Annotated in this window: 19 protein-coding genes; 10 read left to right on the top strand and 9 right to left on the bottom strand. The window is 75.7% G+C overall.

Going from position 1 to position 19,996, the window contains the following annotated elements; genetic code table 11:
• Positions 1 to 72: 72 nt before the first annotated feature.
• Positions 73 to 669 carry a GNAT family N-acetyltransferase gene (locus tag A0J59_RS12805; RefSeq protein WP_064316354.1) on the bottom strand — a complete coding sequence of 199 codons (597 nt, stop codon included), beginning with the start codon at positions 667 to 669 and terminating at the stop codon, positions 73 to 75.
• Between the two features lie 144 nt (positions 670 to 813).
• On the opposite strand from A0J59_RS12805, the gene A0J59_RS12800 reads away from it, so the two are divergent.
• Positions 814 to 1,572: an SDR family oxidoreductase gene (locus A0J59_RS12800; RefSeq protein WP_064316353.1), complete on the top strand. Its 759-nt coding sequence runs from the start codon at positions 814 to 816 to the stop codon at positions 1,570 to 1,572.
• A gap of 123 nt (positions 1,573 to 1,695) precedes the next feature.
• A complete protein-coding gene (locus tag A0J59_RS12795) occupies positions 1,696 to 4,011 on the top strand; it encodes a helix-turn-helix transcriptional regulator (RefSeq protein ID WP_064316352.1) in 2,316 nt (771 codons plus the stop codon).
• Here the strand turns inward: A0J59_RS12795 and A0J59_RS12790 are convergent.
• Together A0J59_RS12790 and A0J59_RS12785 are read right to left on the bottom strand one after the other, a co-directional pair.
• A complete protein-coding gene (locus tag A0J59_RS12790) occupies positions 3,983 to 4,702 on the bottom strand; it encodes an alpha/beta fold hydrolase (RefSeq protein ID WP_064316351.1) in 720 nt (239 codons plus the stop codon). The two genes, A0J59_RS12795 and A0J59_RS12790, sit on opposite strands and share 29 nt — an antisense overlap.
• 55 nt (positions 4,703 to 4,757) lie before the next feature.
• Positions 4,758 to 5,708: an alpha/beta hydrolase gene (locus A0J59_RS12785; RefSeq protein ID WP_053370816.1), complete on the bottom strand. Its 951-nt coding sequence runs from the start codon at positions 5,706 to 5,708 to the stop codon at positions 4,758 to 4,760.
• A gap of 394 nt (positions 5,709 to 6,102) precedes the next feature.
• Between A0J59_RS12785 and A0J59_RS12780 the strand changes: the two genes are divergently transcribed.
• The 3 genes from A0J59_RS12780 to A0J59_RS12770 are packed head-to-tail and all read left to right on the top strand — an operon-like array spanning position 6,103 to position 7,982.
• Complete coding sequence (locus A0J59_RS12780; protein ID WP_255365189.1) at positions 6,103 to 6,981, top strand: RNA polymerase sigma-70 factor; 879 nt, start codon at positions 6,103 to 6,105, stop codon at positions 6,979 to 6,981.
• Positions 6,982 to 6,988: 7 nt separating this feature from the next.
• Positions 6,989 to 7,393 (top strand): hypothetical protein, encoded by a 405-nt coding sequence (locus tag A0J59_RS12775; protein WP_156186472.1) that lies wholly within the window; start codon positions 6,989 to 6,991, stop codon positions 7,391 to 7,393.
• A gap of 49 nt (positions 7,394 to 7,442) precedes the next feature.
• Positions 7,443 to 7,982, top strand: a complete 540-nt coding sequence (locus tag A0J59_RS12770; RefSeq protein WP_052877791.1) for a hypothetical protein — start codon at positions 7,443 to 7,445, stop codon at positions 7,980 to 7,982.
• A 42-nt stretch (positions 7,983 to 8,024) separates the two neighbouring features.
• Here the strand turns inward: A0J59_RS12770 and A0J59_RS12765 are convergent, their stop codons facing one another.
• Both A0J59_RS12765 and A0J59_RS12760 read right to left on the bottom strand, forming a co-directional pair.
• Positions 8,025 to 9,638: an ABC-F family ATP-binding cassette domain-containing protein gene (locus A0J59_RS12765; RefSeq protein ID WP_064316349.1), complete on the bottom strand. Its 1,614-nt coding sequence runs from the start codon at positions 9,636 to 9,638 to the stop codon at positions 8,025 to 8,027.
• A 240-nt stretch (positions 9,639 to 9,878) separates the two neighbouring features.
• The gene (locus A0J59_RS12760) at positions 9,879 to 10,772 is read right to left on the bottom strand and encodes a LysR family transcriptional regulator (protein WP_064316348.1); all 894 of its coding nucleotides are present in this window, start codon (positions 10,770 to 10,772) and stop codon (positions 9,879 to 9,881) included.
• A gap of 93 nt (positions 10,773 to 10,865) precedes the next feature.
• On the opposite strand from A0J59_RS12760, the gene A0J59_RS12755 reads away from it, so the two are divergent.
• From A0J59_RS12755 to A0J59_RS12740, 4 genes are all read left to right on the top strand, one after another.
• Complete coding sequence (locus A0J59_RS12755) at positions 10,866 to 12,119, top strand: MFS transporter (protein WP_064316361.1); 1,254 nt, start codon at positions 10,866 to 10,868, stop codon at positions 12,117 to 12,119.
• Between the two features lie 172 nt (positions 12,120 to 12,291).
• Positions 12,292 to 12,756 carry a hypothetical protein gene (locus A0J59_RS12750; protein ID WP_156533002.1) on the top strand — a complete coding sequence of 155 codons (465 nt, stop codon included), beginning with the start codon at positions 12,292 to 12,294 and terminating at the stop codon, positions 12,754 to 12,756.
• 93 nt (positions 12,757 to 12,849) lie between these two features.
• The gene (locus A0J59_RS12745; protein ID WP_064316346.1) at positions 12,850 to 14,505 is read left to right on the top strand and encodes a right-handed parallel beta-helix repeat-containing protein; all 1,656 of its coding nucleotides are present in this window, start codon (positions 12,850 to 12,852) and stop codon (positions 14,503 to 14,505) included.
• A gap of 183 nt (positions 14,506 to 14,688) precedes the next feature.
• A complete protein-coding gene (locus A0J59_RS12740) occupies positions 14,689 to 15,174 on the top strand; it encodes a hypothetical protein (RefSeq protein WP_156532999.1) in 486 nt (161 codons plus the stop codon).
• A 13-nt stretch (positions 15,175 to 15,187) separates the two neighbouring features.
• Here the strand turns inward: A0J59_RS12740 and A0J59_RS12735 are convergent, their stop codons facing one another.
• Genes A0J59_RS12735 through A0J59_RS12725 form a run of 3 tightly spaced genes read right to left on the bottom strand, consistent with a single transcriptional unit; the run spans position 15,188 to position 18,418 of the window.
• Positions 15,188 to 15,553 carry a nuclear transport factor 2 family protein gene (locus A0J59_RS12735; protein WP_064316344.1) on the bottom strand — a complete coding sequence of 122 codons (366 nt, stop codon included), beginning with the start codon at positions 15,551 to 15,553 and terminating at the stop codon, positions 15,188 to 15,190.
• Between the two features lie 43 nt (positions 15,554 to 15,596).
• Complete coding sequence (locus A0J59_RS12730) at positions 15,597 to 17,381, bottom strand: siderophore-interacting protein (RefSeq protein ID WP_064316343.1); 1,785 nt, start codon at positions 17,379 to 17,381, stop codon at positions 15,597 to 15,599.
• Positions 17,381 to 18,418: an ABC transporter substrate-binding protein gene (locus A0J59_RS12725; protein WP_064316342.1), complete on the bottom strand. Its 1,038-nt coding sequence runs from the start codon at positions 18,416 to 18,418 to the stop codon at positions 17,381 to 17,383. The genes A0J59_RS12730 and A0J59_RS12725 overlap by 1 nt, the downstream gene beginning before the upstream one ends.
• 167 nt (positions 18,419 to 18,585) lie before the next feature.
• Between A0J59_RS12725 and A0J59_RS12720 the strand changes: the two genes are divergently transcribed.
• Positions 18,586 to 19,371, top strand: coding sequence for a helix-turn-helix domain-containing protein (locus A0J59_RS12720; protein ID WP_064316341.1), 786 nt, complete (start codon positions 18,586 to 18,588; stop codon positions 19,369 to 19,371).
• Position 19,372: 1 nt separating this feature from the next.
• On the opposite strand, the gene A0J59_RS12715 is transcribed toward A0J59_RS12720, so the two are convergent.
• A complete protein-coding gene (locus A0J59_RS12715; RefSeq protein ID WP_064316340.1) occupies positions 19,373 to 19,951 on the bottom strand; it encodes a dihydrofolate reductase family protein in 579 nt (192 codons plus the stop codon).
• Positions 19,952 to 19,996: the final 45 nt, after the last annotated feature.

Raw genomic sequence — 19,996 nt, 5'->3', positions numbered from 1 at the left:
GACGGGGGACAGGTCGAAGGCGGGGAAGGTGTCGGTCATGCGGCCAGCGTGGGGCCTGACGTCGCGTGAGGGTCAAGCACCCGCGCGCCGCTCGTCGGCCAGCAGCGCGTACGTCACGCCGTCGACCCAGCCGAGGTCGCGGTGCAGCGAGTCGCGCACGCCCACGCCCTCGCGCCGCATGCCGACGCGTTCCATGAGCCGCCACGACGGTTCGTTCGCCAGGAACGCGTTCGCGACGACCCGCCGCAGGCCCAGGTCCTCGAAGCACACGCGGAGAAGGCCCTGGACGGCCTCCGTCGCGTACCCCCGCCCCTGGTGCGACGGCGAGAGCGCCCAGCCGATCTCCGCCTCGTCCGGCCGGGGGCGGTCGACGACGTCGCGCTGGCCCCAGCCGTCGCGCACCGCGAGGTAGAGGTCGCCGACGACCTCGCCGTCGTGCTCGACGACGAGCGTCGTCGCGAGCCGGCCTGGATCGCTGTGGTGCTCGCGCCACTCCGCGGCATCGGTGAACCGCTGCGTGAGCCAGCGGTCCACGGCGGGCAGGCTGCGGTAGGCGAAGAGGGAGTCGGCGTCCTCGGGCCGGGCGCGGCGCAGCACGAGGCGCGGGGTCGTCACGGGCCAGGCGACCCGGTCGAGGGCGTCCGGACGGACGTCGGTGGTGTCGGCCATGGGCACCACCCTGGCACGCGTCAGCGACGGGGATCGAGCAGATTGCGCCGGGGACGGCGCCGGGACGTGTCACACGCGGCGCAGGCGTCCGGTCGACAGGGGTGACAGGGCGGCGCGCGCCGCACGCAGCGACAGGAGGACACCATGAAGATCGTCGTGATCGGCGGTACGGGGCTCATCGGCTCGAAGCTCGTCACCGTGCTGCGGGACCGCGGCCACGAGGCCGTCCCCGCCTCGCCCAACTCGGGCGTCAACACCCTCACCGGCGAGGGCGTCGCGGAGGTGCTCGAGGGCGCGGACGTCGTCGTCGACGTCTCGAACTCTCCCTCGTTCGAGGACCAGGCGGTCCTCGACTTCTTCCGCACCTCGACGGGCAACCTCCTGGCGGCCGAGGAGAAGGCCGGCGTCCGCCACCACGTCGCGCTCTCCGTCGTGGGGACGCAGTCCCTGACCGAGAGCGGGTACTTCCGCGCGAAGATCGCCCAGGAGGAGCTCATCACGGGCTCGCCGGTGCCGTACTCGATCGTGCACGCGACGCAGTTCTTCGAGTTCCTCAAGTCGATCACGGACGGCGCCACCCAGGACGGCGTCGTGCACCTCGCGCCGGTCCTGTTCCAGCCGATCGCCGCCTCCGACGTGGCCGTCGCCGTCGCGGACGTCGCCACGGGCGCGCCGGTGCGCGGCATCGTCGAGGTCGCGGGGCCCGAGGTCTACCGGCTCGACGAGCTCGTCCGGACCACGCTCGCGTCGCTCGACGACCCGCGCGAGGTCGTCGCCGACCCGGAGGCCCGGTACTTCGGGGCAGCCCTGTCCGAGGGCTCGCTCGTGCCGGGCGACGGCGCGGTGCTCGGCGGCACCCGGCTCGCGGACTGGCGCACGCAGCAGTCCGTGGCGACGCGCTAGCGGACGGACCGGCCGAGAGACCTCGGCCCTGCTCGCCGGGCGGGCGTCCTCGTGCGGGGACGCGCGGGGGTCGCCCGCCCGGCGCGACGACGGGACACGCTGCGGGAGGACGGCGAGGCGCGCATGGACACGGAAGCACTCGGCCCGACGGTGCGCCGGCTCCGGCTCGCCGCCGACCTGACCCTGGAGCGGCTCTCCGAGCTCTCGGGCGTCAGCGACCGGGCCCTCAGCGACATCGAGCGGGGTGCCGCCCGGGGACCCCAGCACCGGACGATGCTGGCCGTCGTCGACGCGCTCGGCCTCGGTGAGCAGGACCGGGCCCTCGTCCTGCGGGCGGCGCGCGAGGGGCGTCGCCGGGCGCGTCCCGAGCCCGGGTGGCGCCTCCCGCTGCCGCGGGGGACGGCCGACTTCACCGGGCGCGAGGCGGAGCTCGACCGCGTGACGCGGGCACTGCGCGCGGCCCCGGGATCGCCGCCGCCCGTCGTCGTCGTCACGGGGCCGCCGGGATACGGCAAGACAAGCCTGGCCGTGCGCGCGGCGCAGCGGCTGCAGGCGGAGTTCGACGACCAGCTCTTCCTCGAGCTCGCGGGGACAGCGCCCGACGCCGTGCGCCCGGGCGCCGTGGTCTCCCGGCTCGTCCAGGCGCTCGTCGGCACGAGCACCCGGGGCAGCGACGACCCGGCCCGGCTGCGGGCCCTGCTCGCGGGCCGGCGCGTCCTCGTCGTGCTCGACGACGCGCACGACGAGGCGCAAGTGCGCGCCGCGCTCCCGTCGACCGGCCCGGCCGCGGTGCTCGTGACGAGCCGACGACGCCTCGAGGGCCTCGAGGACGTCGTGCGGGTCGACCTCGAGCGGTTGAGCGCCGGCGACTCGCGCGCCCTGCTCGCGCGGATCGTGCCCGAGCAGCAGGCGTCCGCGGCCGACCTCGCGCGTCTCGCCGCGCTGTGCGACGACGTCCCGCTCGCGCTGCGCATCGCGGCCAACCGGCTCGCGAGCCGGGCGACCTGGACCGTGGACGCGCTGGCCGCCCGCCTCGCGGTCGCGGACCGTCGCCTCGACGCCCTGGCCGCGGGCGACCTCTCGGTGCGCGCGGCGATCGACCTCTCGTTCGACCAGCTCGGGCCGGCCGCGCAGCGGCTGTTCCGCCGCCTCGCGCTCGCCGACGGGCGCGACGTCGGCACGGGGCTGGCCGCGACCCTCGCGCAGGAGCCGGTCTGGGCGACCGAGGAGCTGCTCGACGAGCTCGTGTCGCTCAGCCTCGTCGGTCCGGCCGAGCACGACCGGTACGCGCTGCACGACCTGCTCAGCCTCTACGCGCAGCGCGCGCTCGCCGACGCGGAGCCCGCCGAGGTGCGCACCGCCGTGCGCGACGCCGCGGACGCCTGGCTCCTGCGCACCGCCGTGCGGGCGGGCCGGTGGTTCGAGCCCGACGTCCTGGGCGACGGGTCCGCGGACGCCGAGGACGTCGTCAGGCTGGCGACGGGCGAGGAGGCCCGCGCCTGGCTCACCGACGAGGCGGCGGCGTGGTTCGCCGCCCTGGGCCGCGCGGGCCGGGGCGGCGACCATCAGGTCGTGGTCGACGTCGCCGAGGCCCTGCACTGGTTCTCGGACCTGTGGCCCTACTGGGGGCACTGGCACGAGGTCTACGCGGCGTCGGCCGCGGCGGCCGAGGCGCTCGGCGACGACACGCTCCTCGCGACCCACCTCGGCTACCTCGCGTGGGCGCAGGTCCACTGCCGGGGCGACGTCGTCGCGGGCGCGGCCGCGGCGGAGCGCGGGCGCGCGGTCGCCGAGCGGGTCGGCGACCCGGACCTGCGGGCGTGGGCCGCCTACTACGTCGGCTGGTGCGCGAGCTCCGCGGGCGACCACGCGCGGAGCGTCGCCGCGTCCGAGGAGGCGATCGCGCTCTTCCGTCGCGCGGACGACCGCGAAGGGCTGCCCCAGGCGCTGTTCCAGCGGGCGCAGGGACTCGCCGCGCTCGGGCGAGCGGACGAGGCGATCGCCCACCTGCGCGACGTCGTCGCGCTCGTGCGCGACCCCCGCACCGCACCGCGCGGGCAGGTCGCCGAGTTCACCGCCCTGCACGCGCTCGGCACGATCGCGCGCATCAGCCTCGACCGGCAGGACTGGGCGACCACGCGCCGCGTCGCGGACGAGGCGATCACCGGGTTCCTCGCGCAGGGAGCCCGTCCCTCGGCGGCGCACATGCACGTGTTCCGCGCGCACGCCCGCCGGGCCGAGGACGACCACGCGGGCGCGCGCGCCGACCTGGCGCGCGCCGTCGAGCTCTTCGAGGGGTCAGGAGACGCCGAGGGTCTCGCCGCCGCGCGGGCCGCAGGCGCCCTGGTGACCGTCGGAGACGACGCCGGCCCCCGTCGCCGGGACGACGGGGGCCGGACGGGTCGGACCGTCAGGAGACGGCGGCGACCGCGTCGATGATCGTCGCCGCGACCTCCGCGGGGCGCGAGACCGACAGCGCGTGGGACGCCCCCGCGACGGGGGTGCTGGCGCGCGCCCCCGCCCGCTCGGCCATGAAGCGCTGGAGCTCCACGGGGATGTTCTTGTCCTCCTCGCCGTAGACGAACCAGGACGGGACCTGTCGCCAGGCCGCCTCGTCGCCGGGCAGGCCCTCGCTCAGCGCGAGCTCGGTGACGGGTCGCTGCTCGGCCGCCATGACGACGGCACGCTCGACGGGAACGTCGTGCGCGAACTGCGACGGGAACGCGTCGCCACGGATCCGCAGCTCGTTGCCGCCGCTCGTCAGCGGGTAGTCGATCAGGGTCTCGCCGAGCGTGCTGCCGGGGAACTTGCCCGACAGCTGGAGCGCGGACTCGCCGGCGTCGGGCGCGAACCCGCCGACGTAGACGAGCGCCCTGACGGCGTCGTTGCCCGCCGCGGCACCGGTGACGACGATGCCGCCGTACGAGTGCCCGACGAGGACGACGGGGCGGCCGATCGCCGCGACGACGTCGCGGACGTACTCGGCGTCGCCCGTGACGGAGCGCAGCGGGTTGGCGATCGCGACGACGTCGACCGACTGCGCGAGGAGGCGCTCGACGACGCCGTCCCAGCTGTCGGAGCCGGCGAACGCGCCGTGGACCAGGAGGACGACGGGCTTCGTGGTGGACATGGGTTCTTCCTTCTCTCGGTGGAGCTGTCGGTACGGGGTGCGGCTCGGTGGCCGGTCAGAGGGTGCCGAGCGCGGTGCGCAGCACGTGGACCGCCTGCTCGACGGCGGCCGTGGCGGCACGGGTCGGGCGCAGCGGGTTGAGCATCATGAAGTCGTGGATCGTGCCGTTGTAGCGCAGGCTCGTCGTGGGCACGCCGGCCTGGAGCAGCCGCCGCGCGTACGCCTCGCCCTCGTCACGCAGGACGTCGTTCTCGTCGACGACCACGAACGCGGGCGGGAGCCCGGCGAGGTCGTCGAGCGAGGCGCGCAGCGGCGACGCGGTGATCTCGGACCGGCGGTCGACGTCGGGCAGGTAGCTGTCCCAGAACCACGCCATCGCCCGCGCCGTGAGGTGCGGGCCGTCCTTGAACTCGCGGTAGCTCGCCGTGTCCTGCGCGGCGTCGGTCACGGGGTAGTACAGCGACTGGTGGACGAACGTCACGTCGCCCCGCTGCTTGGCGAGCAGCGTGAGCGCTGCCGTGAGGTTGCCGCCCACCGAGTCGCCCGCGACCGCGAGGCGTGACGCGTCGAGGCCGAGCGCGGCGCCCTGCGTCGTGATCCACCGGGCCACCGCGTAGCCCTGCTCGAGCGCGACCGGGTAGCGCGCCTCGGGGGAGCGGTCGTACTCGACGAACGCGACGGCCGCGCGGGCGCCGACCGCGAGCTCGCGCACGAGGCGGTCGTGCGTGCCGGCGTCCCCGAGCACCCACCCGCCGCCGTGCAGGTAGAGCACGACGGGCAGCGTCCCGGTCGTGCCGCGTGGTGTGACCACGCGGACACGGACCGATCCGTCGCCCGCGGGCACGGTCACCCAGGTCTCCTCGACCTGGGCCATCTCGATGAGCTGCGCCTGCAGGTCGTCGAGCACCTTGCGGGCGCGCTCGGGGCCGAGCTCGTCGACGAACGGGGGCGCCGCGACGGCGTCGGCGAACGCCTGCGCCTCCGGTTCCAGGACGGGTTCGCTCATGTCTTCTTCTCCTTCGGTGCGTCGGATCCCCTGCCCCTCCAGCCTGCGAACCCGCCGACCCGGGCACCACGAAGAACGCACGCAGGACTCGGGTCCCGCGCACGTCGTGTCACAGGCCGGGTGCACGCCCGGTCGAACGGGTGCAGCAGGACGACGCGCGTCGGACGGGTCCGGTCGAGTCGTGAGGTAAGAGCGGGAGCACCGGGTTTCAGGCGGCCCTTCGCGGGGTAGGCGCCCAGCAGATCGCGGCTGGTCCACCCGCCGCCGGACCCGTGCGCGTCGCGTTCGTCGTGCCGTGTCACAGATCGCCGCGCTGTCCGGTCGGGTGGGGAAGAGCACCCGGCCGACCGGCCGGGGGGTGACGGCGGCACGAGGGCGGGCGAGGATGGCGGGCGTGGACGAGCGAGCGGCGGACCTGACGACGGCGGCGCAGCAGTTCAGCGCGGCGCGGCGCCGGCTGTTCGGGATCGCGTACCGGATCCTGGGCAGCGCGGCCGAGGCCGACGACGTGCTCCAGGACGCGTGGGTGCGTTGGCAGACGTACGACCGCTCGACCGTGCGCAACCCGGACGCGTTCCTCACGACGACCGTGACGCGGCTCGCGATCAACGTCGCGCAGTCCGCGCGCGTGCGCCGCGAGACGTACATCGGCCCGTGGCTGCCCGAGCCCGTGGACACGAGCGCCGACCCGACGCTCGGGGCCGAGCGGGGCGAGGCGCTCGAGGTCGCGCTGCTCATGCTCCTCGAGAAGCTCACCCCGACCGAGCGCGCGGCGTACGTGCTGCGCGAGGCGTTCGACTACCCGTACGAGCAGATCGCGGAGATCATCGGGCACTCGCAGGCCAGCGTGCGCCAGCTCGTGAGCCGGGCGCGCCGCCATCTCGGCGAGGAGCGCCGCGCGCCCGTCGCCCCGGAGGCCCAGCGCCGTCTGCTCACGGCCTTCGTCGCCGCGGCCAAGGCGGGCGACGTCGCGCTGCTGGAGCAGCTCTTCGCGGAGGACGTGATCTCCTACTCCGACGGCGGGGGAGCGGTCCGCGCGTCGAAGTTCCCGGTCGTCGGGCGCCCGCGCGTCGCGAAGTACCACCACGCGTTCGCCGAGCGCTTCTGGGCGGGCGTCGAGGTCGAGCCCGCCGACGTCAACGGGCACCCGGCCGTCAAGCTCTCGCGCGACGGGGAGCTCTTCGCCGTGCTCACGGTCCGCGCCACGACCGACGGCATCGACCGCGTGCTGTGGATGATGAATCCGCAGAAGCTCGCGGCAGTCTCCGCGTAGGCCCGGCATGCCCCAGCGAGACAGGGCGGTGGCGCGGCGCGAGGCCGACCGCGCCGCGCACGACCGCGTCGTCGAGGCGCTCCTGCGCGCGACCGCGGCCGGCGACCGGGACGCCGTGCGCGGACTGCTGGACCCGGCGGCGACCCTGTGGGTCGACGCGGCGGGCAGCGCCGCCGCGACGCCCGGGAAGGTCGAGGGCGTCGACGAGACGGCGCGGGCGCTGTGCCGCGTGCTGCGCCCCGGTCCGGGTGTCGAGGTGGCGGCGCGCTCGGTGAACGGCGTCGCCGGCCTCGTGGTGCGCCAGGACGGCGTCGTGACGGGCGTCGTGAGCGTCGCGGTGCGGTCCGGCCGGGTCGCCGAGGCGTGGGTCGTGCTCAGCCCGTCGAAGCTCGAGCGGTGGAACCGGGACTGACGTCCGGACGGCGAGACGACGGGTCAGGCACGGGTCTAGGGTCGCCTCCATGACGCTCTACCTCGACGACCGCGACGAGGGCCTGTCTCCCACGACGAGCCACCCCGCGTTCGTGTCCCTCGCCCCCGAGCCGTTCTACGACGAGGGCGAGGACTTCTCGCCGTTCGGCAACGACTCCGGGCACGACGCGCTGCGGGACCTCGAGGAGTGGTACGCGGCCGAGGGCCGCGACGACGCGCTGCCCGCGTTCGTCGACGGGCTCCTCGCGGCGTGGGACCTCGGGGTACCGGAGGACGTCTGGTCGGCTGGGCGCCAGGCCGCGTCCGACGGGCTCCGCTCCGGCGCGCTCGACGAGGCGGCGCTCGCGGCGGAGGCGCGGGCGCAGGTCGCGATCGTGCTCGGTCAGCTCAAGATCCGAGGCGGCCTCACGCCGCAGGCCCGTGCGGTGGGTGCGCGGGCGCTGGACGTGCTGGGCGCGCTCAACGACCACGCGCGCGCCGCGAGCCCGGGCTGGCCGTACGCCGACGCCGACGCCGCTGCGACGGCTGCGATGGCCGCGGTCGTGCGGGACGCGCCCGACCTGACCTGACCTGACGGCGCCCCGGCGGTGACCGGGGCGCCGCCCGGTGCGTCAGCGACGCGGTGGCGCGACCTCGTGGAGGGCGCCCGCGGCGTCCAGCTCGAGGACGACGTCGACGCCGAGGCGGGCGAGGAAGCCGTCGTCGTGGCTGACGACGAGCAGCGCGCCGGCGTAGCCGGACAGGGCCTCGACTAGCCGGTCCACGCTGCGCACGTCGAGGTTGTTCGTCGGCTCGTCGAGCACCAGGAGCTGGGCGGGCGGGTCGGCGAGCAGGAGCCGCGCGAGCGAGACGCGGAACCGTTCTCCGCCCGACAATGTCGACACCGGGCGGTCCACGCTCGACCCGCGCAGCAGCAGGCGCGCGAGCTGGTTGCGGATCGTGCCCGGGGCCGCGCCGGGCGCCCCGTCGCGCACGTTCTCGAGCGCGCTCCGGGCGTCGTCGAGCCCGTCCAGCCGCTGGGGCAGGTAGCCGACGCGGTCGGTGAGCAGCACGCCGCCGGCCCGACCGGGCTCCGGTGCGCGACCGGCGAGCAGGTTCTCCAGGAGCGTCGTCTTGCCGGTCCCGTTCGCGCCGACGAGCGCGACGCGCTCGGGCCCCTGCACGACGACCGTCCGGTTCGTCCCGTGCAGCTCGGCGAGGCGGCGGCCGCGCGGCACGTCGGGGTCGGGGAGCACGAGGTGCACGTGCTCGTCGTCGCGCACGCGGGCCGCCGCGGCGTCGAGCGCGTCCTGCGCGGCCTGGACCTTCGCGTCCAGACCCTGGCGCATCGAGCCGGCCGACACCTGTGCGGCGGACGCGCGCAGGCCCATCGAGATGCGTGACCCGGTGCGGTTCGCCTGGGCGGTGCGCGCGGTCCGCTCGCGGCGTGCGAGCTTGGTCTCGGCCTCGACGCGCTGGCGCTTCTCGGCCCGCAGCGTCTGCTCGGCGGTCCGCGCGGCCTGTGCCGCGGCGGCCTGGTCCGCCTCGAGCCGGTCGCGCCACGCGCTGTACGGGCCGCCGAACGTGGTGAGGCGGCCGGCGTGCAGCTCCGCCGTCTCGTCCATGTGCTCGAGGAGGTCGAGGTCGTGGCTCACGACGACGAGCGTCCCGGGCCAGTCGTCGACGAGCGCCGCGAGCTGTGCGCGGGTGCCGCGGTCGAGGTTGTTCGTCGGCTCGTCGAGCAGCGTGATCGCGCTGCGCCGCACGCGCAGCCCGCTGATCGCGACGAGCATCGCCTCGCCGCCGGACAGCTCGCCCACGCGCCGGTCGAGGCCGACGCCGTCGAGCCCGATCTCGGCGAGGGCCTGCGCGGCGCGCGCCTCGACGTCCCAGTCGTCGCCGACGGCGTCGAAGTGGCGCTCGTCGACGTCCCCGGACTCGATGGCCCGCAGCGCGGCGAGCGTGCCGTCGATGCCGAGGAGGCGCGCGACGCTCGCGTCCTGGCCGAGGGTCAGGGTCTGGGGCAGGTAGGCGACGTCGCCGCTCGTCGTGACGCGGCCCGACGTCGGGGTGAGCAGGCCGGCGACGAGGCGCAGGAGGGTGGACTTGCCGGCGCCGTTGTCGCCGACGAGGCCCGTGCGGCCGGTGCCGAACGTGCCGGTGAGGTGCGAGAGCGCGACGGTGCCGTCGGGCCACTCGAACGTGAGGTCGGTCAGGGTCACCGCGGAGCGGTGCAGGGTGGACATGAGGTGCTCCTCGTGCCCGCGGTCGCGCGGGCAGGGTCGTGCCGGGGAAGGACAGGTCGGCGCGAGAGCGGTGCGGCGGGTCCAGGCACGACGAGTCCACGGCACGAGCCGCGAAGAACTGCCCACAAGGGCTCCGCCACGGAGCCGGGGGCGAGAGGGTGCGCTGGGACGGGCCGCCGACGGCTCGGCGGCTAGAGTCTGTCGACCTCGATGAGCACGTGCCGATGCTATCAGCGCGCCTCAGTCCGGCGTCGGCCTGCTCCCGAGCGCGTGCACGAGCCCGGCCACCAGGGCCGCGGCAGCCGCGCTCGGGTGCGGCCGGGTCACGAGCCCGAGGGACCACGCCTCCGGCGCGTCGAGCGGGACCGCGACCGCGCCGTCGGCGGGCTCGTACATGTCGGCCGGCACCACCGCGACCCCGAACCCCGCGGCCACGAACGCGGGCAGGTCCCCGACGTCCGCGACCTCCGTGTCGGCGCGCGGCGCGACGCCCGAGTGCGCGAACGCGCGCTCGGCGACCACGCGGTTGCCGAACCCGCGCGGCGTCGTCACGACGTGCTCGTCGGCCAGGTCGCCCGGCGCGACCGACGCCGCCCCCGCGAGCGGGTGCCCGGCGGGCAGGACGGCGACGAACGTCGCGGACGTGAGGCGCGTGTACCGCAGGCCCGGGTGGTCCTGCGGGTCCAGCCCCGTGAAGGCGACGTCGACGACCCCGCGGCGCACGTCCTCCCCGAGGCCCGTCGAGCCGGCAGGACTCGGCGTCAGGCGCAGCTCGACGCCCGGGTGGCGCTCGCGGAACGCGGCGAGCACGCGCGGCAGGCCGAGGTAGCCGAGGTTGGTGAAGACCCCGAGGCGGACGGTACCGCGCACGAGGTGCGGGCCGGGCGCGACGGCGGCGCGTGCCTCGTCGACGGCGTCGAGGACCGCACGGGCCCGGGGGAGCAGCGCCTCGCCCTGCGAGGTGAGCGCGACGCTGCGCTTGGTCCGCTCGAACAGCCGGGCGCCCAGCTCGGCCTCCAGCGCGCGCACCCCCGCGGACACGCTCGACTGCGCGGCGAACACGCGGGCCGCCGCGCGCGTGAAGCTCAGCTCCTCGGCGACGGCGACGAAGTACTCGAGCTGGCGCGTCTCCATGGAGCGAGGCTACCTAATGATCGGTGATCGCGATCAGAGGTATCGGCACAAGTCGTTGGACGCGATCACCCGACCGAGCGCACGGTGGTGCGCATGACCTCGACCTCGACGCACACCCCGGACCTCGTCCGAACCTCTCCGCGGGCGACCCGGCGACGACCGCACGTCTCCCACGGCTCCGGCTTCCTCGTCGTGGCGCTCGCGTTCGCCACCGCCATGGCGTTCTCGACGGTCCCGACCCCGCTCTACCCCCTCTACCAGGTGCGCGACGGGCTCCCCACGGTCGCCGTGACCGTCGTCTTCGCTGCCTACGCGGTCGGCGTGGCCGCGAGCCTCTACCTCGTCGGTCACCTCAGCGACCGGTTCGGGCGACGGCGCGTGCTGCTCCTCGGCCTCGCGGCCGAGCTCGTCGCGGCGCTGCTGTTCCTCGCGCTCGACGGGCTGGGCGGGCTCGTGGTCGCGCGGCTCGTCTCCGGTGCGGGGATCGGCGCGGTCACCGCGACGGCGACGGCGCACCTCGCCGAGCTGCGCGCGGTCGCGCGCCCGGACGGCCCGCGCGACGCGAGCGCGGTCGCCGGCCTGGCGAACATCGGCGGCCTCGCGCTCGGCCCGCTCGTCGGCGGGCTGCTGGCCCAGGCCGCACCCGCCCCGCTCACGACGCCGTACGTCGCGTTCGCCGTCCTGCTCGCCGCCGCGATGCTCGCCGCCGCGCCCGTGCCCGAGACGGTCGCGCCGCCGGTCGGCCCGTACGCGTACCGCCCGCAGCGCGTCGCGGTGCCGCGGTCCGGGCGCGGCGCGTTCGTCGCCGCCGCGGCGGCCGCGTTCGCCGGCTTCGCCGTGTTCGGGCTCTTCACGTCCCTCACGCCGAGCGTGCTCTCGACGGTCATGCACGAGGACTCGCGACTGGTCGCGGGACTCGTGTCCGCCGCGGTGTTCGCGTCCGCCGCCCTCGCCCAGCTCGCGTCCGGGCGACTCGCCGCGGCGCGGCAGGTGGCGCTCGCGGTCGCGCTGACGCTGACCGGGCTCGTCGTCCTCGCCGTCTCGGTGGGGCTCGCGTCCCTGCCGGGCTTCGTCGCCAGCGCGGTCGTCGCGGGGGCGGGCGTCGGCATCCTCTTCCGCGGCGCGCTCGCGACGGCGGGGTCGCTCACCGAACCGCAGCGGCGCGGCGAGGTGCTCGCGGGGATCTTCCTCGTCGCCTACGTCGGGCTCGCAGTGCCCGTGCTGCTCCTCGGGCTCTCGCTGACCGTCGAGCCGCTGCGGCTCATGGTCGTCGTCTTCGCCGCCGCGACCGCGGTGCTCGTCGCGCTCGCCGCCCCGGGCCTGGCTCGCCGGTCCCCGCGAGGGTGACGTCCGCGCACCGTGACGTCCCGGCGCACGGCACACTGTGCCCGTGGTGTCACGAGGGCGACCCCGTCGGGGTGAGCGGCGCGCGACGGCGCGGGCCGCTCGCGTCGCCGCGGCGCGGTGGGCGGTCGCCCGGGCCCGGCGCATCGCGGTCGGCGCTTGCGGTGTGTGGCTGGTGAGCGTCGCGGCGGCCGCCCTGCTCGTGCTCGCCGCGCCGTCGCGCCGGCTGGTCTGGTCGGTCCAGCCCCCCACGCGCTCCGGGAGCCCTCCGGTCGAGGTCGAGGTCGTCGGCGCGGGGGCCGTGCTGCTGGTGGCGGGGGTCTCGCTGGCCGCCGCCGGGCTCGCGGGCGTCGGGATCCTCGTCGCGCAGGGACGAGCCCGCGACCCTGTCGACCGCAAGCAGCCGCTGCCGCTCTGGTCGATCGCGAGCGTCGCCGTCGCGGTCGCGGTGGCCCCGAACCTCCTCGGCACCCTGGCCCTGTCGGCGTTCGGTGCGGGCGAGAGCATCGCGGTGGTGGTGCTCGGCATGTCGCCGTTCGTGGTCGGGCCGCTCACGGCGGCGTTCGCCGCCGAACGGGCGTCGAGCGGGGCGCGCGACGTCCGCTCGACGGCTGCCCGCGACGAGAGCCCGGCGGGGTAGCGCTTTCCGTCCTCCGTGTGCCAGACTCGGCGACGCCGGTGAGAAACCGGTTTCTTGCACCGACGAAGGAGTTGGGTGATGGCAGGACGGTGGGTGAGGGTCCCGCTGGCCGCGGCGACCGCGGTCGTGATGGCGGTGACGGGGACCGCACTGACGAGCAGCGCAGCGCCGGACGCCGCGGGAGGGGATGGCGCTGCACCGGGCGGCCCCGGCGCGGCGGACCTCGGCCGGCAGGTGCTCGGCACGAGCGACGGCTGGGGCGCCGCGAACGGCGGCACCACGGGCGGGAGCGGCGCGAGCGCCGAGCACGTGCACGTCGTCGACACCTGGGACGAGCTGCGCGCCGCGCTGGGTGGCGCCGGGGCACGGACCGACACGACGCCGCGCATCGTGTACGTCGACGGACGCATCGACGCGTTCGCCGGGACCAGCTGCGAGGCGATCGCCGCGACCGTCCCCGTCGCGGGGAGCGACGTCCCGTTCTCGATGGACGACTACGTCGCGGCCTACGACCCCGCGACGTACGGCTGGGTGGACCCGGCCGGTCCGCTCGAGGACGCGCGCGTGGTCGCCGCCGCGGAGCAGGCGACGCGCACGCTCCAGCACGTGGGGTCGAACGTGACGATCGTCGGCCTGGGCGCGGACGCGCAGGTCGTGGGCGCGAGCCTGCGGATCCGCGACGCGCGCAACGTCATCGTCCGCAACGTCACGTTCTCCGACGCGCGCGACTGCTTCCCCGCGTGGGACCCGGGCGACGGCGACGCCGGCAACTGGAACTCGGCGTACGACAACGTGTCGGTGTGGACGTCGGAGAACGTGTGGGTGGACCACAGCACGTTCGACGACGGCGAGCACCCGCCCTCGTCGCTGCCCACCGTGTTCGGCCGCCCGTACGAGATCCACGACGGGCTGCTCGACATCACGCACGGCTCGGACCACGTGACCGTCTCGTACAACCACTTCTCCGACCACGACAAGACGGCGATTCTCGGCTCCTCGGACAGCCGCACCCAGGACGCGGGCAAGCACAAGGTGACGTACCACCACAACCGGTGGACCGACGTCGGCCAGCGCGCCCCGCGCGTGCGCTTCGGCGACGTGCACGTCTACAACGAGCTGTACGAGCAGTCGCGCGAGGGCATCTTCCAGTACTACTGGGGCGCGGGCGTCGACTCGAGCATCTACGCCGAGAACAACGCGTTCGAGCTCGCCCCGGGCGTCGACTCGGCGCGGATCATCGGCCGGTACAAGGGCGAGCGGCTCTTCGAGACGGGCTCGACCGTCAACGGCGAGCCCGTCGACCTCCTCGCGGCCTACAACGCCTCGGTGGGAGAGGCGGACTGGCTCGCCGACGAGGCGCGCTGGACGCCGACGCTGCACGGGAGCATCGACCCGACGTGGGCCGTGCCTGCGATCGTGCGGTCGTCAGCGGGCGCGGGTCGTCTCGGCCCGGTCGACGCCCCGGCCTACGACCCGACCGCGACGTACGGCGCGGGCGACGTCGTCGTCCACGACGGCGCGGTGTTCCGCGCCCAGTGGTACGCGCGGGGAACGATCCCGGGCTCGGCGTGGGGTCCGTGGGAGGAGCTCGCCACCGACGAGCGCGGCGTGCCGGTCTGGACCCCGACGCGCGTGTTCCGGGCCGGCGACGCGGTCGTGCACGACGGCGCGGTGTGGGTGGCGCAGTGGTGGTCGCGCGGGCAGGAGCCGGGCGCCGGCTCGTGGGGCCCGTTCCGCGCGGTCGGCTGAGACCCGCGGCCGTCACCACGACCTCACGGGGACGACGAGGGGGTCGGTCGGCACGGCGCGCTGGGGGCGTCGTGCCGACCGGGTGCTCGCGCGCTGGGCGTGTCCCTCGACGTCGCGGCGTGCTCGCGGCAGACTCTCGCCGTCAGTCGTCCCCTCAGGAATCGACGTCGGGAGCGTGCGCAGGTGCGAGCGAAGCGGTGGGCAGCGGTGACGGCGGTGGTGCTGGGCGCCGTGGTTCTCAGTGGCTGCGACGGCGACGGTGAGGCCGACGCCGCTCCGCCGGCCGCCCCGGACGTCGCTGCGGTCGAGGACGCCGCGGGGGACGACACCGCGGAGGACGCTGCCGCCTGCGCCGCCTACGGCGACGTGCTGACGATCCTCGAGAACGCCGACCTCAGCCTGGCCGACGGTCGTATGGACGCGCAGGAGCACGACGGCTGGTACCGGCTGGTGACCCGCGTGCTCGACCGCCTGCCGTCCGACGGGGACACTGCCGTGCAGACCGCGATCGGCGAGCTCCAGGAGGTCGCGCCGGCCCTCCCGCCCGGGGCGTTCGCGGAGTCGACCGGTGTGCACTCCCCGGAGTGGGACGACGCCGAGGGTGACCTCGGCGACGCGTGCGACGCCGTCGGCGCACCGCTGACCATCGACATGTTCACCGGAGGGTGACGCCCGGCGCGGTTCAGGTGGGCTCGGAGGCCGGTGCGAGCGTCGCAGCCAGCACCTGCCAGCGGTCGTCCGCCCGCACCCAGAGGCGCGTGTAGGTCAGCCGAGCGGAGACCGCGGCGCCGCCCTGGATCGCCTCGACGGCCGCGACCAGGCGGGTCACCCCGCTCGCGACGTCCTCCTTGACGTCCAGGGACACCTCCTCCAGGCGGGTGATCCGCAGGAAGCGCGAGCGGTGGCTCTCCAGGTCGTCCTCCTTGGAGAAGACGGACCCGTCCGGCCCGACGCCCACGCACCGGGGGTGCAGCAACGCGTCCAGCGCGTCGACGTCACCGGCGCGCTGGGCGGCCTGGAGCGCATGCTCAGCAGCGAGAAGACTCATCGCGCGAGTCTACGGACCGGGACTCGCCGCATGCCGGTGCGACTCACTGCGCCGGGTCGTCCAGGGCCGCGAGCTCGACGCGCTCGACGCCCCAGCCGAGCGCCTCGTGCCGTTCGACGCGCCAGCCTGCCCGCTCCGCGAGCCGGGCGACGTCGTCGGGCGTGCGCGGTGCCGTACCGGTCGTCGCCAGCGAGAGCAGGGCGTGCTCGTGGGCGTGGGGGCTGAGCCCGTCCGGCGTGAAGTCCTCGACGAGGACCGCGCGCGGCGCGGCGGTCCGCATCGCGACGAGGAGGTCGACGACCTCGTCGTCGGTGCGGTGGCCGGTCCCGAGCGCGCTCACGGCGACGTCGGTCGCAGGCCACGTCTCGGCGGCGGCGTGCGTCGTGACCGCTCCGGCCTGCTCGCGCAGGACCCCGAGCGGGACCGCGTCCTCGACGAGCGTCGTCGCGCGCTCGCCCGGAACCTCGGCGAGCAGGTCCGCGACGACGAGCGCGCCGGGACCGCCGAGCGCGACGGACCGCGCGTCCGCCCAGACCGGCCAGGTGCCGAGGCCGGTGAGCACGTACGGGAGCACGTCGGCGCCCTCGACGACCTCCGTGGCGCGGTCGGCGTCCTGCTCGACCTCGGCGCGCAACGACCGGCCGCGCGCGCGTGACCAGGCCGGGCCGCCGTCGCGCAGGGCGGGGGCGAGCGCGGCGAGCGCCAGGACGGCGTCCGCCTCGAGCCCCTCGTACTCCTCGCGCTCGTGCTCGTCGTCGAGGAGGTCCTCACCCGCGTCGCCCAGGGCGACCTTGTCGCCGTCGAGGGTCACGACGCCCGACGCCGCGAGCACGCCCACCAGGGCGCGGACCGCGCCCGGCGCGACGCGCGCCACCTCGGCGAGGGTCGCGAGGTCGCGAGGCCCCGCGCCCAGCTCGTCGAGCAGGCCGAGCTGGAGCGCGGTGCGGGTCGCGAACCAGGGCACGGGAGACGGGACCCCCGTGGGCTGCGGCTCCGCCTCGGCCGCAGGCCCCTGGGCCGGCGCCGGGGCGGCAGCCGGCTCCGCGTGCCAGTACCCGGTGACGTCGACGTGCGTGCGCGGCACGGCGCGCTCGCGCGTCAGGTAGCGCCGCACGGGCAGGAGCGTGCGGCTCTCGCTCGCCGCCCACGCGTAGACCTGGCCGGGCCACCAGTCGAGGTCGCGCACGGCGTCGTCGAGCGCGGCGCGGTCGCCCTCCGGCGCGACGACCCACCGCACGGTGTCGCCCGCGCGCAGCGCGAGGTCCTGCCGGGCCGCCTCGACGCCGATCTTCACGACGACCTGCACGGGCACGTCGACCGGACGCTCGTCGAGGAAGCGCCCGATCGCGGGCAGCGCCGTCTCGTCGCCGGCGAGCAGGGCCCAGTCGACGTCGTCGGGCCAGACCGTGGAGGCCTTGGGGCCCACGAACCACAGCTCGCTGCCCGGGCGCGCGGCCTGGGCCCACGCCGCGGCCGGGCCGTCGCCGTGCAGCACGAGGTCGAGGTCGAGCTCGCCCGCCGCCGCGTCCCAGCGGCGGGGGGTGTAGTCGCGGCCTTGCCGGTTCGGCGCGGGCGGCCAGTCGATCCCGTGCGCGCGCTGCACGGGCAGCGCGGAGGCGACGTCGCCGTCGGAGGCGAGCACGATTTTCACGTGGTCGTCGAACCACGGCGCGTCGAACGCGGGCATCGGCAGGCCGTCGTGCTCGAAGGCCCCGAGCTCGGGCCCGACGAGCGTGACCCGGCGCATGCGGGGCGTGACGTCGACGACGCGCGCGACCTCGACGCGCCGCAGCACCAGCGGGTGCGTGCGCAGGCGGTGCTGGGCCATCAGGAGAACTGCTCCTCGACGACGTCGAGCAGGGCCATGGCCTCGTGGTAGTCCCCGCGGATCGTCCACGTGGGCAGCTCGTGCGCCGTGCCGGCGACGAACGACGGCAGGCCCGCGTACACCGGGTCGGCGGAGAGGGCGTCGACGTCGATCTCCGCGCCGTTGAACCCGATGACGAACACGTTCGGCGCGCTGACCACGGACGTCACCTGCTCTGCCGAGACCTCGAACATGTCGCCCCCGGGCGTGTACGGCTCGGCGCCGGTCTGCTCCTGGATCGGCTGGATCGCGAAGCCGAGGTCGGAGAACGTGTTCGGGAGCGCCTCGCCCTCGATGAGCGCGAACGCCTTGCCCTCCGACGTCAGCGCCAGGAAGGCCGTGTCTCCCTCCGGGACGGTGATCGCGTCGGCCACCTGGGCGACGCGTGCGTCGTACCCGGCGACGAGCTCGTCGTACGTCGCGGCGTCGTCGAACACGTCCTGCGCGAGGAACGCGAACTGCTCCTGCCACGTCGTGTACGTGCCGCTGACGAGGACGGTGGGGGCGATCTGGCTCAGGCCGTCGTAGACGTCGGTGGCCTGCTTGAGCGGGAAGCCCCAGCCGCCGCCCACGATGAGGTCGGGCTCGAGGGCGAGGATCGCCTCGAGGTTGAAGCCGTCGGCGCTCCACTCGATGAGCTCGGTGCCGTCGGCCTCGGCCTCCTCGGCCCAGAAGGTGGAGAACTTCGGGTCCGGGTCGTCGGTCACCTCGGGGACCGTGGCGAGCACCGGCACGTCGAGCGCGTAGAGGTACCCGGCGAGGGCGTGGTTGAGCACGACGACGCGTCGCGGGTCGGTCGGGACGGTGACGTCCCCCTGGTCGGTCGTCACGACCCGCTCGGTGGCGGTCTCGGTCGTGCCGGTTTCCGCGGACGGCTCGGCGCCCGCGTCGGACGGCGTCGTGTCGGCGGAGCAGCCCGCCAGCGCGAGCGTCGCGGCGGCGACGAGCGCGCTCAGCGCGGCGAGGGGACGGCGGGCGGGGCGACGTGACGACAGCATGGAACCTCACACTCGGCAGCAGGGACGCGGGGGCCACACGGCGTACCGGGGCGCACCTCGCGAGGTTAGGCTAACCACACCTGACGGACGAACCGCGTCCGAACATGACACGACCCGTCCCGAAGACGACACGGCGACCTGGACCCGAGCCCGGGGGAGGATGACGCATGACCCCGACCGCGCTGGGCGCCGTCGTCCCCGAGCACTCCGTCCGCTTCCTCGGGCACGACACCCACGCGCACGACGAGCCGCACCTCGTCCACGTCGTCGCCGGCACCGCGGAGCTCGTCGTCGACGGCGCGCCCCTGACCCTGCGGACGCACGAGAACCTCTGGCTCGCCCCGCGCGTCCCGCACGCGATGCGCCTCCCAGGCGACTCGATGGCCATCGGCCCCGTGCTCTCGCCCGGGGTCGATCCGCCGACGCGCGTCCACCGCCTCGGCGTCGTGCCGGCCCTCACCACCGTGCTCACGGCCGTCCTGTGCGCGGCCCCGGCGACGCCCGAGCAGGTCGCCCCGTTCCGCGCCGCGCTCGAGGACGTCCTGCGGGGGCTCGCGGGCGACTACTTCGTCCTGCGGCTGCCCGTGCACCCCGTGGCGCGGGCCGTGGCGGAGGAGGCCCGCCGGGGCGTCGCGACGCTCGACGAGCTCGCCGACCGTCGCCGCGCCAGCGCGCGGCACGTCCAGCGCCTCTTCGTCGAGGAGACCGGGCTCGCGTTCGGGCGCTGGCGCACGCGCGCCCACCTCAACGTCGCGGTCGCCCGGCTGCGCGGCGGGTCGCACCTCGATGCCGCGGCCCACGCCGCGGGCTACGCGTCGCGCGCCGGGCTGCTGCGCGCGCTGAGCCGGGAGACCGGGTTGCCGGTCGCCGACCTCGCGCGCGACCCGGTCGCGGCGCTCGCGGCCCGTCCGCCCGAGGGGTCGAGGGACCAGGTCGTGCCGGCGAGCGCCTGAGCTACGGCTGCGCGGCCGTCGGACCCGGTGTCCGGACGACCCGGTAGCGCAGCGCGGTCCGCGCGCCGAGCTCGTCGACCCGCACCTTCTCCAGCGCGGCGGGCGCCTCGCCGTCGAACAGCCGGACGCCGCCCCCGAGCAGGACCGGCATGACCTCCACCGCGAGCTCGTCGACGAGCCCGGCGGCCCAGAGCTGGTGGAAGACGTCGGCCCCGCCGATGAAGGTCACGTCGCGCTCGCCCGCGGCGTCGCGGGCCTGCCGGACCGCCGACTCGACGCCGTCCGTGACGAACGTGACCCACAGCCGCTCGTTGCGCTTCGGGGCGACCGCCGGCGGTGTGTGGGTGACGACGAAGATCGGCACCTGGAACTCGTAGCCGTCCGCGTAGCCGTCGGGGTCCGGGGCCATGTCGTACGTGCGCCGGCCCATGAGGACGGCGCCGGTCCGCTCCTGGAGCTCCCGTAGGTACGCGCTGCTCGCCAGCTCCTCGAAGTCTGCGTACAGCGCCTCGATGCTCCCGTCGGCGTCCTGGACGTAGCCGTCGAGCGACACCGCCGCTCCTGCGACCACCGTGGCCATGCTCTCCTCCTGGGTTCGAGATGCTGGGTCGAGGGGTGAGACCCG

The sequence above is a fragment of the Cellulosimicrobium sp. I38E genome (assembly GCF_001647255.1).
GTDB lineage: Bacteria > Actinomycetota > Actinomycetes > Actinomycetales > Cellulomonadaceae > Cellulosimicrobium > Cellulosimicrobium cellulans_E.
This window is presented reverse-complemented; position numbering and strand designations above follow the sequence as displayed.

Coding starts and splice junctions, on each gene's coding strand:
- A0J59_RS12720 (WP_064316341.1), top strand. CDS start 18,586: ATGACCCCGACCGCGCTGGGCGCCGTCGTCCCCGAGCACTCCGTCCGC.
- A0J59_RS12725 (WP_064316342.1), bottom strand. CDS start 18,418: ATGCTGTCGTCACGTCGCCCCGCCCGCCGTCCCCTCGCCGCGCTGAGC.
- A0J59_RS12785 (WP_053370816.1), bottom strand. CDS start 5,708: ATGAGCGAACCCGTCCTGGAACCGGAGGCGCAGGCGTTCGCCGACGCC.
- A0J59_RS12775 (WP_156186472.1), top strand. CDS start 6,989: ATGCCCCAGCGAGACAGGGCGGTGGCGCGGCGCGAGGCCGACCGCGCC.
- A0J59_RS12730 (WP_064316343.1), bottom strand. CDS start 17,381: ATGGCCCAGCACCGCCTGCGCACGCACCCGCTGGTGCTGCGGCGCGTC.
- A0J59_RS12790 (WP_064316351.1), bottom strand. CDS start 4,702: ATGTCCACCACGAAGCCCGTCGTCCTCCTGGTCCACGGCGCGTTCGCC.
- A0J59_RS12735 (WP_064316344.1), bottom strand. CDS start 15,553: ATGAGTCTTCTCGCTGCTGAGCATGCGCTCCAGGCCGCCCAGCGCGCC.
- A0J59_RS12770 (WP_052877791.1), top strand. CDS start 7,443: ATGACGCTCTACCTCGACGACCGCGACGAGGGCCTGTCTCCCACGACG.
- A0J59_RS12805 (WP_064316354.1), bottom strand. CDS start 669: ATGGCCGACACCACCGACGTCCGTCCGGACGCCCTCGACCGGGTCGCC.
- A0J59_RS12795 (WP_064316352.1), top strand. CDS start 1,696: ATGGACACGGAAGCACTCGGCCCGACGGTGCGCCGGCTCCGGCTCGCC.
- A0J59_RS12715 (WP_064316340.1), bottom strand. CDS start 19,951: ATGGCCACGGTGGTCGCAGGAGCGGCGGTGTCGCTCGACGGCTACGTC.
- A0J59_RS12765 (WP_064316349.1), bottom strand. CDS start 9,638: ATGTCCACCCTGCACCGCTCCGCGGTGACCCTGACCGACCTCACGTTC.
- A0J59_RS12755 (WP_064316361.1), top strand. CDS start 10,866: ATGACCTCGACCTCGACGCACACCCCGGACCTCGTCCGAACCTCTCCG.
- A0J59_RS12760 (WP_064316348.1), bottom strand. CDS start 10,772: ATGGAGACGCGCCAGCTCGAGTACTTCGTCGCCGTCGCCGAGGAGCTG.
- A0J59_RS12800 (WP_064316353.1), top strand. CDS start 814: ATGAAGATCGTCGTGATCGGCGGTACGGGGCTCATCGGCTCGAAGCTC.